Origin of the sequence: Priestia megaterium (assembly GCF_041941685.1) — a bacterium.
In the GTDB taxonomy this organism is placed as follows: domain Bacteria; phylum Bacillota; class Bacilli; order Bacillales; family Bacillaceae_H; genus Priestia; species Priestia megaterium_C.
On the sequence record NZ_CP130958.1, the window covers coordinates 3,874,968 to 3,891,925 of the forward strand.

General features: G+C 37.5%; 20 protein-coding genes. 5 read left to right on the top strand and 15 right to left on the bottom strand.

Going from position 1 to position 16,958, the window contains the following annotated elements; all coding sequences use genetic code 11:
- Window positions 1–89: 89 nt before the first annotated feature.
- The 5 genes from Q5794_RS20620 to Q5794_RS20640 all read right to left on the bottom strand — a co-directional run bounded on the left by Q5794_RS20620 (window position 90) and on the right by Q5794_RS20640 (window position 3,600).
- Window positions 90–917 carry a PRD domain-containing protein gene (locus Q5794_RS20620; RefSeq protein WP_214984482.1) on the bottom strand — a complete coding sequence of 276 codons (828 nt, stop codon included), beginning with the start codon at window positions 915–917 and terminating at the stop codon, window positions 90–92.
- Window positions 918–954: 37 nt separating this feature from the next.
- Complete coding sequence (locus tag Q5794_RS20625; protein WP_013084668.1) at window positions 955–1,452, bottom strand: PTS glucose transporter subunit IIA; 498 nt, start codon at window positions 1,450–1,452, stop codon at window positions 955–957.
- A gap of 255 nt (window positions 1,453–1,707) precedes the next feature.
- Window positions 1,708–2,334, bottom strand: a complete 627-nt coding sequence (locus tag Q5794_RS20630; RefSeq protein WP_214984481.1) for an FMN-dependent NADH-azoreductase — start codon at window positions 2,332–2,334, stop codon at window positions 1,708–1,710.
- A gap of 141 nt (window positions 2,335–2,475) precedes the next feature.
- Window positions 2,476–2,895: a transporter gene (locus tag Q5794_RS20635; protein WP_074893257.1), complete on the bottom strand. Its 420-nt coding sequence runs from the start codon at window positions 2,893–2,895 to the stop codon at window positions 2,476–2,478.
- Between the two features lie 159 nt (window positions 2,896–3,054).
- Complete coding sequence (locus tag Q5794_RS20640; RefSeq protein WP_050691585.1) at window positions 3,055–3,600, bottom strand: hypothetical protein; 546 nt, start codon at window positions 3,598–3,600, stop codon at window positions 3,055–3,057.
- A 689-nt stretch (window positions 3,601–4,289) separates the two neighbouring features.
- On the opposite strand from Q5794_RS20640, the gene Q5794_RS20645 reads away from it, so the two are divergent.
- The gene (locus Q5794_RS20645) at window positions 4,290–5,456 is read left to right on the top strand and encodes an FtsW/RodA/SpoVE family cell cycle protein (RefSeq protein WP_013084672.1); all 1,167 of its coding nucleotides are present in this window, start codon (window positions 4,290–4,292) and stop codon (window positions 5,454–5,456) included.
- A 242-nt stretch (window positions 5,457–5,698) separates the two neighbouring features.
- Here the strand turns inward: Q5794_RS20645 and Q5794_RS20650 are convergent, their stop codons facing one another.
- Together Q5794_RS20650 and deoD are read right to left on the bottom strand one after the other, a co-directional pair.
- Entirely contained in the window at window positions 5,699–7,147 is a 1,449-nt protein-coding gene (locus tag Q5794_RS20650) for a SulP family inorganic anion transporter (RefSeq protein WP_214984480.1), read from the bottom strand.
- 214 nt (window positions 7,148–7,361) lie between these two features.
- The gene (gene deoD / locus Q5794_RS20655; protein ID WP_013058711.1) at window positions 7,362–8,066 is read right to left on the bottom strand and encodes a purine-nucleoside phosphorylase; all 705 of its coding nucleotides are present in this window, start codon (window positions 8,064–8,066) and stop codon (window positions 7,362–7,364) included.
- Between the two features lie 193 nt (window positions 8,067–8,259).
- Between deoD and Q5794_RS20660 the strand changes: the two genes are divergently transcribed.
- Window positions 8,260–8,412, top strand: coding sequence for a hypothetical protein (locus tag Q5794_RS20660; protein WP_013058712.1), 153 nt, complete (start codon window positions 8,260–8,262; stop codon window positions 8,410–8,412).
- Between the two features lie 51 nt (window positions 8,413–8,463).
- Here the strand turns inward: Q5794_RS20660 and Q5794_RS20665 are convergent, their stop codons facing one another.
- The 5 genes from Q5794_RS20665 to Q5794_RS20685 all read right to left on the bottom strand — a co-directional run bounded on the left by Q5794_RS20665 (window position 8,464) and on the right by Q5794_RS20685 (window position 11,747).
- On the bottom strand, window positions 8,464–8,787 hold the full coding sequence (locus Q5794_RS20665; RefSeq protein ID WP_013058713.1) for a hypothetical protein: 324 nt from the start codon (window positions 8,785–8,787) through the stop codon (window positions 8,464–8,466).
- A gap of 246 nt (window positions 8,788–9,033) precedes the next feature.
- On the bottom strand, window positions 9,034–9,660 hold the full coding sequence (locus Q5794_RS20670) for a phosphatase PAP2 family protein (protein ID WP_214984479.1): 627 nt from the start codon (window positions 9,658–9,660) through the stop codon (window positions 9,034–9,036).
- 235 nt (window positions 9,661–9,895) lie between these two features.
- Window positions 9,896–10,666 carry a sporulation protein gene (locus tag Q5794_RS20675; protein ID WP_214984478.1) on the bottom strand — a complete coding sequence of 257 codons (771 nt, stop codon included), beginning with the start codon at window positions 10,664–10,666 and terminating at the stop codon, window positions 9,896–9,898.
- Window positions 10,653–11,489 (bottom strand): serine/threonine-protein kinase, encoded by an 837-nt coding sequence (locus tag Q5794_RS20680; protein ID WP_328244043.1) that lies wholly within the window; start codon window positions 11,487–11,489, stop codon window positions 10,653–10,655. The genes Q5794_RS20675 and Q5794_RS20680 overlap by 14 nt, the downstream gene beginning before the upstream one ends.
- 3 nt (window positions 11,490–11,492) lie before the next feature.
- Window positions 11,493–11,747 (bottom strand): hypothetical protein, encoded by a 255-nt coding sequence (locus Q5794_RS20685; RefSeq protein WP_114324454.1) that lies wholly within the window; start codon window positions 11,745–11,747, stop codon window positions 11,493–11,495.
- A 117-nt stretch (window positions 11,748–11,864) separates the two neighbouring features.
- On the opposite strand from Q5794_RS20685, the gene Q5794_RS20690 reads away from it, so the two are divergent.
- Entirely contained in the window at window positions 11,865–12,926 is a 1,062-nt protein-coding gene (locus Q5794_RS20690; RefSeq protein WP_214984476.1) for a DUF2515 family protein, read from the top strand.
- Window positions 12,927–12,984: 58 nt separating this feature from the next.
- Here the strand turns inward: Q5794_RS20690 and Q5794_RS20695 are convergent, their stop codons facing one another.
- From Q5794_RS20695 to Q5794_RS20705, 3 genes are all read right to left on the bottom strand, one after another.
- A complete protein-coding gene (locus tag Q5794_RS20695; RefSeq protein ID WP_013058720.1) occupies window positions 12,985–13,155 on the bottom strand; it encodes a YozD family protein in 171 nt (56 codons plus the stop codon).
- A gap of 266 nt (window positions 13,156–13,421) precedes the next feature.
- Window positions 13,422–14,108, bottom strand: a complete 687-nt coding sequence (locus Q5794_RS20700; protein ID WP_013058721.1) for a hypothetical protein — start codon at window positions 14,106–14,108, stop codon at window positions 13,422–13,424.
- 202 nt (window positions 14,109–14,310) lie between these two features.
- Window positions 14,311–14,526, bottom strand: a complete 216-nt coding sequence (locus Q5794_RS20705) for a YozE family protein (protein WP_192996344.1) — start codon at window positions 14,524–14,526, stop codon at window positions 14,311–14,313.
- Between the two features lie 408 nt (window positions 14,527–14,934).
- Between Q5794_RS20705 and Q5794_RS20710 the strand changes: the two genes are divergently transcribed.
- A complete protein-coding gene (locus Q5794_RS20710; RefSeq protein ID WP_214984475.1) occupies window positions 14,935–15,972 on the top strand; it encodes an acyltransferase family protein in 1,038 nt (345 codons plus the stop codon).
- A gap of 121 nt (window positions 15,973–16,093) precedes the next feature.
- Window positions 16,094–16,939 (top strand): D-amino-acid transaminase, encoded by an 846-nt coding sequence (gene dat / locus Q5794_RS20715; protein WP_013084681.1) that lies wholly within the window; start codon window positions 16,094–16,096, stop codon window positions 16,937–16,939.
- The last annotated feature ends 19 nt before the right edge of the window (window positions 16,940–16,958 follow it).

Below are 16,958 nucleotides of genomic sequence, written 5' to 3' on the forward strand. Positions count from 1 at the left end.
TCTTGCCTGCTTTACCAGTCACAATCCCGATTATTCAATTAACACGCTTTCATTGTACTCAAAGCAACAATATTCGTCAATGTTTTTTTCTATATTCTTTGCTCTATTCGGCAAATGTGAAGCGTAATGTATCCTAGCTCCGCTTCTGGAAAATTAATTTCGTACTCATCTTTGACAAATTGCTTTATCGTTTCAGCACACTGATACGATTTTTTATATTTGATTTTTAATACGTCGAGCATCTCTTCATCCATTTCATGAAAAGGTTCATTTTGCGCTAAACGGTTTAACGCAAAGCGCAAGTGAGTCAGCAGCCGCTGATAGGACATGCTGTTTTCATCAATCTCCATATTCAGCTCTTTTTTTATAATCGTAACCATTTCATTAATAATCGTTGTATTCATCATGAGCTGCTGCATTCCCGGTGAATTCAGTTTCGCCGTATGAATATGAAGCGCAATATATCCCGCTTCGTCAATCGGCATCGTGATATCTAGTCTCTTTTTGATATGCTGAAGAGCCCATACTCCTATTGCATACTCAGGCTGATAGAGAGATTTAATTTCATTAAGCAATTTATTTTGGATGGAAATTCCGCGGGCTATCCTTTCGACAGCAAAGGATAAATGATCGCTCAAAGCAATATGCACATGATGACTTAACGTAGCAGAAAGCTGCTGCTCAGCATAAGAAATGATTTCTTCCGCCACTTGAATATGCTCTTCAGGAAGGTTTTTTAATAGTTCTTGAAACTTTTCCTGCTCTTCTTTCATGACAAAGACTTTCTCCACTTTTGCAGCATTAATAAGATCATTTTTACCTTTTTGAAAAGCAATACCGGGACCCATCGCAATTTTTTCAACTCCGCCTTCCTTAAAGACAACGGCGTTGTTATTTAACACTTTTAAAATCTTCAAATGCGCTCTCCTTTCTTAAAGGAAAAGGCCTTGCTTATTACTTCATCGTTACTTTTGCACAAGCCGTTTCGCCTTTTTGAACCGTCCCTTGAGCCAAAATTTCGAAACTTTCACTTGCATCACTGTTTGTAATAACGATTGGTGTGATAATGCTTTTCGCTTTTTCTTGAATAAGCGCTAAATCAAATGTGATAAGAGGTGTTCCTACACTTACTTTGTCACCTTGTGCCACGTGAGCTTCGAACCCTTCGCCTTCCATTGCCACTGTTTCAAGGCCGATATGTATTAATACTTCCGTACCGGCTTCTGTTTTTAAGCCTACCGCGTGTTTTGTATGGAAAAGCTGAACGACTTCCCCAGCAACAGGTGAAACAACTTGTCCTTCTGAAGGTTCGATTGCAAAACCGTCTCCCATCATCTTCTGTGCGAACACTGGATCTGGCACTTCGCTGATTGGCAGGATATTACCTGAAAGCGGAGCTAGAACGGTTGTTTCTTTTGATTTTGTCTTATTACCAAATAATTTTTTAAACATCTCAATCACCCTTTTTTAGATTGTACTTGTAGCATACCCCAATGATTCTGCAGAAAAACTTCCCCTATCCCGATGTTACGTTAACATGGTCATTATTTAACCATGCTTTTTTTGTCTTGTAAATAAAAATGTATAAGCGTTTTTATAAGAAGTACGTTCTCTACGCTGCATTTTATGTAACCCTTTACATACTTTCCGAAAGAGGGATATTGAATTTTAAACCTAAAAAAAAGCCCTTTTAAAGGGCTTTTGACATTAGAACGTTGATGCAACTTCTTTTGCTCTTTCAGATGCTTTTGCTAGAATATTGTCTGCTTCTGCTGGTGTGTAAGCCATGCCTTCTGCAACAACCAGTTGGAAATCTTGAACACCAATGAAGCTCATCACTGTACGTAAATAGCTTTGAGTAAATTCTAGCTCTGCCGCAGGGCCTTCTGAATACACGCCTCCACGAGCTTCTAGTAATACTACTTTTTTATCTGAAGCTAATCCTACTGGACCATTTTCAGTATATTTAAACGTTTTTCCTGCAATTAAAATGTTATCAATATATGCTTTCATTAGTGGAGGGAAGCTTAAGTTCCACATTGGAGCTGAGAAAATAACTTTGTCAGCTTGTAAAAACTGCTCTACTAATTCACCCATACGCGTTACTTTTTCTAATTCAACAGCTGATAATTCTTCACCAGCTCCAGCTTTTCCCCATGCCGCTAAAACATCTCCATCAATGAATGGAACTGTTTCTTTATACAGATCAAGCGTTGTCACTGTATCAGTTGGGTTTGCTGTTTTATACTCATCTAAGAAAACCTGTGCTAAACGAGTTGAAAATGATGCTTCATCAACCTGCGGATTTACTTTTACATATAATACATTTGCCATAAATGTCATCTCCTAAAAAGTGTCTATTATCATTAGTTCGAGATATTACTAAACAAATTATCTTTAATTCGAGATTTATTATATAACGCCATTTTTTATGCGTCAACCTTTTCGCACAAAAAAAACTCCGCAAGCGGAGTTTTATACACATTGAAATTCTCGAATTTGATTTACATCTACCCCAGCATACACCCAGAAAGATCCTGTCCAGCGATATCCTGCAACTGAGCGTCTGCCTACAAAGGTTGGGTAAAACCAGTAAGGTCGACCATTTCTCGGCCATATATAGGTATATCGGTATAAGCATCCTGAAATAGCGCCTGGATCAACAGCATAAAGCGATGGACCTCCTGAACCTAGCTTTGGTGTAGGTGTAAAAGCTGGCGGTGGACTTGAAGGCGGCTGCGCTCCTCCCTGCGGGGGAAACCCTTGGCCCCCTCCTCCAGGTGGCGGTGGCGGAAATCCTTGCCCTCCTCCTCCAGGTGGAAACGATGGAAACCCTTGCCCTCCTCCAGGTGGAAACAAATTTTGAAAACGTGGATCGTATTGATATGGATACATACGCACTCCCCCTTTATAAGGCTTGCTACGTTACAATATGCATCATAATGAAGATAGGTGAATGTCTACTTTTACCTTCTATAGACTAATTGTACGATGTCAAACTTGATGAGCTTAAAGGGAGCCTTATCGGAGGAAATAATAAATCCAACACGGAAACTACTTGCGTGTTGGATCTGCTTGCGGGAAATATTTTTCAATAAAATTATACAGCCAAAATACGGTAATCAAAATAGGAGCTATCAGAAAAGGATGTTGAACCCACATTTTCACCAGTACCTTTTCAAATGACGGAATCGATTTTAGCACTTGAAATAACGAGCTTCCGCTAAAAATAACGCTCGTTCCTATCAATAAAAAAGATAGCCAGTTAAATTGATCCATCCACATGCTCATAGAGATATAAAAACTAACACCAGTTCCTATGCCCCCCATTATTCCACTTAAAATACTTTTTACCGAAAAAGGAATTCCTACAAACCATCCGGCTCCTAGTCCTGCACACCCTGCTAAAATGCTAGAAAAAAGCAGCGGCTGCTCAAGCCAGAGACATGCATTCACTCCAACCACTAAGGTGACATGTATTCCTACGTGAAGGGAAATTCTTTTGCCAACAGGCTCTGAAACATAATGATAGTAGCGACCGCTATAAAAAATTGTCCACCATAATAATAAAAACGCTGTCACACTTGCCCCTATAATCATAAACACACCCCTCTACGTTATGATTCTATTAATCTCTATCTATTATTTTCCTAATATCCTGTGTCTCTTATTCAGTAATCTATCCGTATACCTTCCATACGTTCGTTCGTCAGCAAGAAAGTAGCATATAACTGTATTCTTGTCTCAACTGCTTACTTGTGGGGGATGCTAAGAAGTTGAATGTCTGCATGTAGAAAAAGATAGTGAAGAACACTTTCTCTTATCTTTACTATTATTCATATGTAAAGCTTGCTAGATTTAGTCCTCTCAGTTTAGAATTTTTCAGTCGTTCATATGAAACTATTTGCCCTTTCTTTCGTTATATATATACACGTTTCTTTATCTTTTCACGTGCAAAAAAAGATAAATTCCTATAATATGTTTTCATATTAACCTTTAAGGAGATAAAGAAGATGAATTAAATAAATCCCTGCAAATAGAGTTTTTAGAAAAAAGAAATTGTTATCATTTCTCCTATTTATGTTATAGAATAATTCATGTATAATAAAAGGCTGTATGGTAACGCAGCTTGCGACATATCTTTTCTTACTTTTAGCAAGTCTATATTCAAAGCAAAAACTGCAAAGTGGGGTTAGTGCGACTCTTCATTAATCGACTTTGCATTAAAAACCAGCATTTTTCTTTTATCATAAAGAAAGAATGAGATTTAATAGTGACAGGTGAATAATATGGGTGAAAATCAAAGAAATGTTAGTAGATTTGACTGGAACTTGGCTTTCCTAATCTTCCTATTGTTTTGCGTAAGCGTTGTGGCAATCCATAGTGCTGAAAAAATTGGGCAGTATGATAAGAACTTCGTAGCGCAACAAGTTGTTTTTTATATAATCGGAATGGTGATTATAGGGTTTGTCATGCGTTTTGACTCCGATCAGCTTCAAAAGCTAACGTGGGTTTTTTATGGATTTGGGAACTTTTTATTGCTTCTTTTACTAGTGGCTCCGTCAAGCATTGCCAGAGAAATTAACGGGGCAAAAAGTTGGTTCACACTTCCCGGCTTTTCGTTACAGCCATCAGAGTTTATGAAAGTGTTTTTGATTATCACACTGAGTACGGTCATTGTTAAACACAATGAAAAATATCGTATCCGGACAGTAAGAGAAGACTTTTTACTGCTTGGTAAACTGGGTGCTGTACTTGCTTTACCTTTATTATTAATCATGCAGCAGCCTGACTTAGGTACCGCTCTTGTGTTCTTAGCAATCACGGTTGGACTTGTATTTGTTTCAGGCGTAAGCTGGAAAATCATCGCGCCTGCATTTTTGGGTATTACAGCGGTTGGTTCTGTCATTTTGGGACTTGTTGTTTATGCACCTAGCCTATTAGAAAAGTATCTAGGGGTTAAGCAATACCAATTTGGACGTATTTATTCTTGGCTTGATCCTGAGTCATATAGTTCGGGAGAGGGCTATCATTTAAAGAAATCGTTAGATGCGATTGGATCAGGAATGGTAAACGGTAAAGGAATCGGAAATGGGGTTGTCTATTTGCCAGAGGGACAGACCGACTTTATTTTTGCGGTTATTGGAGAAGAGTTTGGCTTTATTGGGGCCAGCATTGTTATTAGTCTTTTCTTCGTACTCGTTTATTACTTGATCAAGCTAGGGCTTGAAACAAAAAATGAATTCAATTCTTACTTATGTGTAGGCGTTATTTCAATGCTTACGTTCCACGTATTTCAAAATATCGGTATGACCATTCAAGTCTTGCCTATTACCGGAATTCCACTTCCTTTTATTTCATATGGAGGTAGTTCACTGATGGGGAACATGTTTGCAATGGGTCTGATGTTTGGAATCTCATGGCATCACAAACGCTATATGTTTGGAAATGATTAAAGAGAGACGATGGTCTCTCTTTTTTCTTTATCTCCCTATTAAGCATGCTACAATAAAGAAAACGCTTCCAAATCCTGTTTTAAAAGGAGTAGATATGCATGCTTGATTACCAATATCGGCGCAAAGCCTATGCTATTTTGTTAAAACAGACATCCGTACCTTCATCTACAACTTCTTTTTTCACCTGGCTCATACAGCTACTAAAACGAAACACATAAAAAAGGTGTGCAATTGCACACCTTTTATTTATGCATCAGTGACGTTAAGCCAATTTGCCTTACGATTTTTTTACTCTCTTCATTTAGTCCTTTTACAATAACCTTTTTATTCAATCGCTCGTACTTATCGATAATTTTTGAGATGCCGATCACGGCCGATTGATCCCATATATGAGAAGAACTAAAATCAATAATGATGGTATCCGGGTCTGTTTCATACTGAAATTCATCCATGAAGAAGCTGATCGTGGCAAAAAATAATTGCCCTGAAACCCTGTATTGCTTCATATTGCCTTCTGTTTGTGAAGTTGTTTGGATTTTAGCCATCTTCCAGCCAAATACAATGGTGCTTAAAACAATACCTACCATTACTCCTAATGCTAAGTTATGTGTAAACAATACGATAACCACCGTAACAACCATTACAATGGCATCCGATAGCGGATATTTCGTTAAGTCTTTAAGGGACTGCCAATCAAATGTACCGGCAGCTACCATAAACATAACGCCTACAAGAGCAGCCATTGGAATTTGTTTAACAACATCGCCAAGCACCATAATTAAGAACAATAAAAAGACTCCGGCGACTAAGGTAGATAGCCTTCCACGTCCCCCAGATTTTACATTAATCATAGATTGTCCAATCATGGCACAGCCAGCCATTCCTCCAAAGAAACCTGTTACAATATTAGCGATGCCTTGACCGCGCGCTTCTTTATTTTTATTCGAAGGCGTATCTGTAATTTCGTCCAGCACCGTTGCCGTTAGCATAGATTCAAGTAGGCCTACAATCGCTAAAGGAAGCGAATAAGGTAAAATGATAAGCAGTGTCTCCACTGATAAATCAACCTTTGGAAAGTGAAGAACCGGCAGCGAACGCGTAATATTCCCCATATCTCCTACCGTTTTTAAATCTAAATGAAAGACAATCGCTACAATCGTCATCAAGACAATGGCAACAAGCGGAGATGGTATTGCTTTGGTCATGAGCGGAAACAAATAGACGATGAGCAGCGTTCCGGCTACCATTGCGTACATCATCCAATTTGCTCCTTGAAAATGGGGAAGCTGTGCTGTAAAAATTAAAATACCTAGCGCATTTACAAATCCAATCATAACTGTTTGAGGAAGAAACGATAAAAACCTTCCTACTTTCAAAACACCAAGTAAAATTTGAATAATTCCGGTTAAAACAGTAGCTGCAAATAAATACTCAATGCCGTGATCTTTGACTAAGTTAATCATCAATAAAGACATTGCTCCTGTTGCAGCTGAAATCATAGCTGGTCTTCCGCCTGTAAAAGCAATCACAATTGCCATACAAAAAGATGCATACAGGCCAACCATGGGATCGACACCGGCGATAATGGAAAAAGCAAGGGCTTCTGGAATAAGCGCAAGAGCAACTGTCATCCCAGACAAAATATCTGCTCGAACGTTTGAAAACCACTGCTGTTTAATACTTGCCATCATGATGGTTTATCACCTCTTATGAATTTTTTATACGATTTTCGACTTTCACGAAAATCAGAGCCGTTTTTAACGTATCAAATCGTACCATACAATTTCCCGTTTGGAAACAATTAATTTTCACAAATAAAAAGACGAGAAGCTTGGTTGCTTCTCGTCTTTTTATTTGTTACGCCGCAGCTTTTCGCTGCCATTCAGCAAATAAACGAATTTATGTTCATTCATTAATTGCTGCTTCAAGCGCAACAACAATCATATCGTTAAACGTCGTTTGACGCTCTTCTGACGTTGTTTCTTCACCAGTAAAAATGTGATCACTTACTGTTAAAACCGATAAAGCATTACGGCCGTATTTAGCAGCTAGCGTATACAAAGCCGTTGTTTCCATTTCAACTGCCAATACGCCGTGAGCTGCCAATTTTTCTAGCTGGCCGTCTTCATTGTAAAATTGATCAGACGTAAATACACTTCCTACTTTTAACTGAAGGCCTTTTTCAACACCTGCATCGTAAGCGCGCTTTAATAAATCAAAGTTAGCTGTCGGTGCATAATCAATAGGACCAAATTTAACGCGGTTCATTTGTGAATCACTTGAAGAAGACATGGCTAAAATAACGTCACGTACTTTTACATCTTTTTGAATTGCTCCGCATGTACCAACGCGAATTAGGTTTTGAACACCATATTCATTCATTAGTTCATTTACATAAATAGCAATTGATGGTACACCCATTCCTGTTCCTTGAACAGAAACGCGCTTTCCTTTATATGTTCCTGTAAATCCAAGCATACCGCGCACTTCGTTATAGCAAGTTACATCTTCTAAAAATGTTTCTGCAATGTATTTTGCACGAAGTGGATCACCTGGAAGTAAAATCGTTTCTGCAATATCACCTTGTTTTGCCCCAATATGTACGCTCATTTCGTACCTCCTATATGTAAAAAATCTTACGCTTTCACTATACCATATTGTATCCCTTGCATGTCTATTTACTTCTAACATTATGCGTCAAAAATAAAAAGACATACTGCCCAAAAAATGGCGTAGTATGTCTTTTATATAAGGGTACGCTAATAGCGCAAGGGATTTACTAACGTTAGCTGAGGTGATATGTATGGGAAAAAAACATCGCAACCGAATTAATTCTCCTAAAAAGAATAATCATATTCCAAAAGAAGCCATTATAGCAGAACATGAAGCCCATGGAGATGAATATTCAGCAACAAACCGAAAAAATGGCCCTGGCCATCATACTCGTGATTACTGAGGGTTAACATATAAATAAAAAGCGGCCAGATAGGTCGCTTTTACCTTATATTTAACGTACGTGCAGGCGGTTCACTTTTTGCCAGCCGTCTGTCCATAGCTTATAGTAATACTTTCCTCGAGTACCTTCATCAATTAACAAAATATCGCCTGTACTGATAAACCTCGCATCACAATCTTTTGGCAAATTATCAGCAATGTTAAACATCTGAAATACTTGTGTTGCTGCGTCTTGATGATCGAATGCTGTAATCGTTAGACGATGGACAGGCTTATATCCGCGCTTTTCGCCTTTTTCTTCTGTTTGCATAATGGTTACATCATATTCTGTGCTAATATTAAATTGTTTTTTTATTGTGGTCCACACACTCAACATTCTTCCCTCCACCCAAAAGCAAGTATTTACTCTTTCACGTCATGTATTCTTATATAATTAGTGATAAAATCCAAAAATCCTTTATCGAATCAAAACGTTTTTTGTCGAAATTACTAGTTTTTTCTTATTAAACATGTACATAAAATATTTGTTTCCCATTTTATCATTAGTTGTTTTTGAATGGATGAATCAATAGGCCTACTTAAATAAAATGAAATATTAACGAAAAAAATGTAACCATTGCTCCTATTTTTGGTTATATAGGCGCTTAGAAAGGAGGTAAACCCCTAAGGACCAAGCAAGTCCTAAACAATATCCTGCTAGTATATCCGTTAAAAAGTGTACGCCTAAATACAAACGGCTAAATCCAATTAATAAAATAACAATAGCAATTACGCATGCAGCTGCCGCTTTAATAGTCCTGCTTCTTGTATACATCCATATTAACAAAAGTACTCCGCTGTAAAACGCCATTGAGTTCATGGCATGTCCGCTTGGAAAACTATAGTGAGAGGCGGGAACGACTTGACTCCAATCAGGTCTTGGTCTTGCAAAAATCTCCTTCAATCCCCAATTTAAAGCGCGAACTCCCCAAAAAACGAGCGTGATATATAAAGCGAGCAACCCTTTTCGTTTATAAAGAAGAAATACTATAATTGCAAACCATATTGGCGCAGTGACATACCAAGATCCTACGGTTGTTATAAATATGATGATGGGTGTTAACGTGGCCGTCCTCCATCCTTCAATGGTATGAAGTACATTAAAGTCAAGCTGTTTCACCCAAGGTGTATTAAACGTAAATAAAATGAGTAAAAAGAAAGCTAAAAGCGATACAATAAATAGAGAATATTTTGTAGTGCGATTTACCATTTTTTATTTCCTCCAACCTATTAAAAGAAAAAGCATGTAGCGTTCTACATGCTTTACTTATTCACACGTTTTGGCTGAATATAGTCTTCCGGCTTAGGAGCTTGATGAACGACAAATTCAGCCGAAAATTCCTCTTTTGCATTTATTTTTTTCGTTTGCTTTGATTGCGGCATATACCTCTCTCCTTTCTTTTTACTGTCTTTAATATACGAAAAATAAAGGAGAGCTATGCACGTTAGCTATAGCGTGAAATAATATTGGTTAATATATTTTTTAACTGAGGAATTTCTTTTTCAGAAACATGAACATGAACGAGCGACTCATCTGCATCCAGCATTTCAGATAGAAAGCCGCCAAACCCTCTGGCACGTCGATCTACTTCTATAAATAAATCGTAGTCATGTAAGCCGCTCGGCTGCACGATGATTTCAATTTCATCTACTTTCCCAGCGTACACTCCACCGCTTGGAACAAATTCAAATTCTTGAACAAAAGGAAGTCTTTTTCTCATCCGGCGAGGAGCTTCTTCGCACTCGACTTGGCGCAAGCGAAAGCCAAGCTGTTCCATAGCTTCAATTGTGCTTGTTAACATAAGGTTAGGAAGCACTTTTACATGATCAATATCTGACGGATCAACGGCATCTTTAATATCAAGACTCGTCGCCACCCAAACCCGGGTTCTCCCTAATGTAACAGGCGTATCATCAGGCAGCTGAAAGGTAAAAGGAATAGACTTCGTTTCAGATGGTTGAATCGTGAACGGGTCGTTAATCTTAAACGTATTAAGCTCAATATCCTGCTTGTATTTTTTATCGTCTCTTTCTTTTACATAAGTTGTGAATAGACGCAGATAGATGCTGTCAATTTTCTGCTCAACATTACCTCCGTACACTTCAACAATCCCTTCAATTTTTTCACCAGCACGAAATTCATCATTGACAAGCTTAGCGTCCACTCGCGCTGCACCTATTCCAATGCGGGCTAACGCTTTATTAAATAGCGCCATACTTTCCCCTCCCTGAGTTCTTACTATTTATATAGTCATAAATATCTTTTTGTAAACTTTTAATGCTTTCATACGATTCATCTGCTCTCAGCATTTTTTGAATGATGGTCTTAATAGGTATCGACAAACTTAGCTCTTGTTCCCAGCTTCTTTCTTGTTTTTCCGTCGGCTCATAACCAGAGTATAATAAAAATAAAAGAAAATGACCAAGTGCATAGATATCGCTTGCAGCAGATGTTTGTCTCATAAACTGCTGTTCCTCTATAAGGGTGCTTGTTTCTTCATGGTCTCCTAAAAATCTAGCAAGACCAAAGTCAATAACATAGATGGTTCCGTTAACATCAATAATATTTGGAATACGAAGATCACGGTGAACGATTCCTTGCTCATGAATAGCAGAAACTACGTCTAGAATATTAAGTAAAATGTCAAGCGCTTGTTCTTCCGTATACACGCACTTCTCTTCAAAAATTAAATCTTCAAACGTTTTCCCTTGAATCAACTCCATCACTAAGAAACAGCCTTCATCTATTTCGATAGCTTCATACAGTGAAGGAATTTGAGGATGATTTAATTGAGACAGCAATTTCGCTTCATAATGATAAGACTTCAGCCCCTGAGACGTGCGCTGCTTTGTTTTACGGAGTTGCTTTACTACTACCTTTTTTTGTTGCACAATGTCGTTAGCAACATATGTTATACCATAGCTTCCCATTCCCAGTACATCTATGATTTCATAGCGCCCGCAAATGACTTTCCCTTTTTTAAAAGGGCGGTCAACTAACCAGCGATGAAGGTGTTTGAACATTCGATTTTTCATCATAAATCAACTTGAGAAAAAGCTTGAGAAGAAGCTTCCACTTTTACGTTTGCGCTTGTAATGGTGGTGGCCATATTTTGAATGACTGTGGCTGTCATAATATTTGCTTCGTTTATAATCGCTACTGCTGCTATGGTGACGAGGACGTCTGTAATGATGATCACTGCTGCTGTAGTGACGAGGACGTCGATAGTGTCGATCGCTGCTGCTGTAGCGTCGGTGTTTAGATCCAGTTAATGATTCAAAAATTTTTCTGAACATAAAGAAAACCTCTTTTCTTAACATTTGTTACCCTTTATACGTACGAAATGTTATAAAGGTTTCAAAAAGTCCCTTACCCTTTTTTTATATAGTTAAACGTTTCAAAGGAGGCTTAACATGACTTCTACTGACACAAATCCCCTTATTAGATTGGAGGATGTTCTTCGCCTGCAGCAGATGATGCAGCTCAAACCTCCTGCTACTCTCCCACTGTCTTTTATCGGAGAAGACGTAAAATTGATTAAAGAGATTCGAAAAAAAGTAAAAAAAGCTAATCAAAACAATGTTACACGTACCCAAGCTTATTTAGACTATTATCAAAAACACCCCGAAATTCACTGGGCTTTTTTAGCACACTTGGTTTCGCGAAACGGCGGCTATTACATGACAGATCTCTCCACTACCTTAATAAAATCCCTGCTTTCTCCAGAAAAACAGCACGCGTACTTCTTGTTTTTAGAACATTCCAATTCCGCCATTTTTCATGATGCTTACGCTCAGCTGTTACTCTACGAAAAAAGCAAAGAGCAAAACAGCAATCTGTTTCATTTACTCCCCGCTTTTCACATATCTTCTTTTATGAAAGCTGTTTGGAATGAATTTTGGCAGCATAGAAACAAAATGCTCTTATCAATAGCCCTGATTGTGAACGAACAGTATCATATCGAAAAAAACGTTCTCTTTAAAAAAGAGTTTCAGCGGGATGTTCTTCACTCTTGGCAGTTTCACACTCAAAACTTTCTCGGTATGACTCAAATCGTCTTTCCCTATTATTCAGGTAATAACATTGATTTATGTGGAACAAAAGTGTATCATTTCGAGTCTGTCTTAAAACGGATTGAAGTGGGAAAAACTTTATACATTCTTCTTTTTTATTCAAACTTGCATGATTCTATCTATACATTTAGCCTTAAACATCCCCACACAGGGTCTCGAAGCGATTATAATTCGGATATATTTACAAAGAATCGAACTCATTCCAAAAAGCTGTATAGCCCGACGTTAAATATGAGCTGGGGAGACCGCGTACACCTTTTTTTAAGAAAAGATGAGTGGTTTGAAGACGAAAGCATATTTTCTCTCCTTGAGTCTATTCCCGCTTCTTCAGTTAAAAAAATTCCCCTTCAGCATCATATAAAAGTGCAATCTGCTATTAAAGCTGCTAACCCTTTTTCATAGCGGCTGTCTCATAAACAAAACGACGAGTTTCCCCGTCGTTACAGATGTATCTATCTTTTTATTCTTCATCTTGCTCATCAATAATACATTTATCAATGAGATAATCAAAAGTTATATCCGCTAATTCGCCTAGCTCTTCTTCAGCCGGAACATAGCCTCGCTTGACTAGTTCATTGTAAAAGAACTCCGCAATTTCTTCCGTATCAATGACCACTTCGATTTCTTTCACAATATCACTCCTTATCCCGTTTGAACGGATTAGCGTACCTTATTTTTTAAAAAAATAGGTTCACTTCATCTTCTGCTTGAAGTTTTACCTTATACACATTTATGAACAATTCGGCAATAGTATGTCTAAAATTTCAGCAGTTTAAATAGAAAGGTAATTATACCCATTCTTTTTTCATTACCATCGCCGTATACACAACTAAAAGATAGCTAAGAAAGATGTAATGATCTATCTCGGCTATCTTTTATTTATTAGGCATCTACCTGCTATTTTCCTTGTTCGGATTTTGCTATCTTTTTTAAATGTTTCAGCACTAAGTTCATGACTTCAGCGTATTCTTCATCTTCAAAAAGCTCATACAAAAATTTATAATCATTGTACACATCTAAAAGACCGTTTATAATCTCATGCTTTTCTTTAGTTAACCTCACTTCTTCTTTTTCAGAACCGTTTTGTTTTTTCATCTTTGGTAGCAACTCCGTCTTTTTAATTTCTTTACCTAAATACAACATATCAACACTTTGAGCGTAATTTTCTGTTTCCTCATGAGGAGTTACGAGAATGAGTTCTTCTTCACTAGCCTCAAGCCATTCTCCATCTGTTACACGTGACAATTCATAGACAATATCTTCCCATGAATCCTCTTTATAACGCCATATTTCTGTTCGAATACCAATGATTTTAAATAACTCTTTTCCATAATTAAAAACCTGGACGATATCGCCGAAGAAAAATTTATATTCAAGCTCTACTCTTTCCTGTACTAATATTTGACCTTCATATTCTTCTAGAAGCTCAATTGTATCTTCTAAAAAAAGACCTTCACTATGGTTGATTTCGTATACAAAAATCCCATCCATCACTTTTATATCGGTAATAGTGCCAACGGTCCCGTATATTGTTACAACGACTGTTTCACCAATTCCGTATTTAGGTTTTTTCTTCCCTGCCATCGTCGCACCTCCTTAGTAAACATACACCTACTGAAAAGTTACAATATTATATGCAGTAACTAAAAAAGGGGAAGTATAACATCTTTAGAACCAAGCCTTTATTATCTATTGCCCTCTATCATTTTTACCCCTGCTTATTACATGAGCTTAAGAAAATAAAAAAGCAGGCTGATGGATATCCATTAGCCTGCTTTTTTATTCCTCACGCATTATTTTGATAAAGCTCCCATGCTTCATCAAATACGGTCATACTTGATAAATAATGTCCGTTGAGCTCTAAATAAGAACTCACTTCGTCATAATCTGTTGAAGATTTCGGGAAGCTGTGATCATCGTAAGCACTTCGCGCAAACTCTCCCATTCGATCATGTTTTTTGTTTGATCGGAATTTCATTATATAGTGATAAAAGGATTTCATCGTACTCCCCCTCCAGCGGTATGTGTATCTTTTCTATCATTTTTTCAAGAAATCTACAACTTTCTTCTGTGATATGTAGATGTCGAACACTGCAATATAAGTGGTTTACTGGACAAAAAATATTAAATTCATGTTACAGTTGCAAAACAAATTTCACTATTAGCGTAACGAATAAATATTGTTATATCAATATTTTTCTTTTTTTAAAAAGACATTTGTAACAAAAACACATCGTTTTTATAACAAAAGCATTGATTCGACAGGTTTCTCAAACCTTTATGTAATTGCAAAAAAGAAGAATTCATGTTTTAATTCCGTAGTGAAAGGTAATTCTAACAATAATCGCCATTTAAATAAATCTTGTTGGTGGGAGGTTTACATCAGCATATGTTGAGGAAAAATAATACTATGAATACTCGAAATGCTTACTTTGATAATGCTAAATTCGTATTAATTTTTTTGGTTGTATTTGGACACATGATTTCTCCGTACCGAACAGATAGCAGCGGAATGCTGTCCATTTATCACTTTATCTTTATTTTCCATATGCCTGTCTTTATTTTACTAGCAGGTTATTTCTCAAAAAATTTTCATAAAAAAGGCTATTACAAAAAAATATTTACAAAGGTGGCTCTTCCTTACTTAGCTTTCCAAACTATCTATACCCTTTATTATAGTGTGCTTTATACAGATGAAACGTACACGCTTCAATATTTGGTTCCTAGATGGGCAATGTGGTTTCTACTGAGCTTAATTTTTTGGAAATTAATGCTTCCTTTCTTTGCGAAATTCCCGATGTGGATTAGCTTAACTGTCTCTATTTCGCTTGGACTTGCAATGGGCTTCATTGATATTGACGGATTTGATAAAATTCTAAGCATTAGCCGAATGTTTGTCTTCTTCCCGTTTTTCCTTTTAGGCTACTATTTGTCACAGCGACAAGAGCCTTTTACAAATCTTTTGACAGCGCGAAATCGAATCATTGCATCCATCGTATTACTAGTGACATTAATCGGAAGCTATTCTTTCTTAGACGACACGGCTTACACAGATATGCTGTATGGAACGAACACGTACGACAATGTGGCCGAATTTTTAATGCGCGTTTCTCACTATGGAATTGCTTTTCTTGTATCTTTTGCCTTTATGGCTTTAATTCCAACGCGCGGTTTTGCTTTAACAAGCATTGGACAGCGATCCCTATACGTGTATTTATTGCACGGCTTCATTTTAAAATGGTTCTTTACAACTGACTTCTCAAAAAGTCTAGAGCCAACGTCATGGGGTATTATCGTCTTAATCGCCCTGTCCATTTTAGTAACGACGCTTCTCGGCAGCCGTATTGTCGATTGGTTCATCACCGGTACCAAGCTCATCGTTCAGTTTGTTACACCTAAAAAAGCCATTCAGAAATTTTCATTAGCATTCAAACGTACGTTTTCATAAAAGTCATACTCCTAAAGGAGTATGACTTTTTTCATTTTCTTCGAAGAAACCAAGTAAATAATTTCATTTTGCTGAATTTTATGTTAACGTTTTAATATCTAAAGGAAGGGAGTTTTTCAAGATGGAATTAGCATATTATGCTGGAGAGTTTAGAGATATTAATGAGGCTGTTATTCCAATTGATGAACGCGGTCACCAGTTCGGAGACGGTGTTTATGAATTTATTCGCGTATACAAAGGAGTTCCGTTTTCGATTGAACGTCACTTAGACCGCTTAGAAAGAAGTGCAAAGGCAATCTTTATCGAACTGCCGGTTTCAAGACAAGAGCTAAAGGACATCATTCACCAAGCAATGGAAAAATCAACGTTAAAAGACGCTGATATTTATATTCAAGTTACGCGCGGGATTGCTCCTCGAAATCATTTATTTCCCGATGTACCTGCACAATTAGCACTCACAATACGCCACCCTCGCCAAACACCTGAAGAAGCCTATGAAAAAGGCATTTCTACACTTCTTTTGGAAGACGAGCGATGGGCTAATTGCTATATCAAATCATTGAACTTACTTCCTAACCTTCTGGCCAAACAAGCTGCGGCTTCTAAAGGATGTAAAGAAGCTATTTTAGTAAAAGACGGATACATAACCGAAGGGTCGAGCAGCAATGTATTTGCGATAAAAGACAACGTCTTGTTCACGACTCCTGCCACAAGAAAAATTCTATCCGGTATTACGCGCGCTAACGTACTGGAATGTGCGCAGGAACAAGCCATTCAAATCCGAGAACAAAATATGACTCCTTCCTTTTTAAAAGACGCTGATGAAGTTTTTATTACGAGTACATCTGTTGGTCTCTTGCCCGTTTCGAAAATAGACGAAGTCGAACTTCCAACTTTCCGTCCTGTTACAGTGGCTTTAAAACACGCCTACAGCCTGCGCACTGCTGGAACAAAGGCTTATCAATAAGCAAAGCCGCCCCTTACAA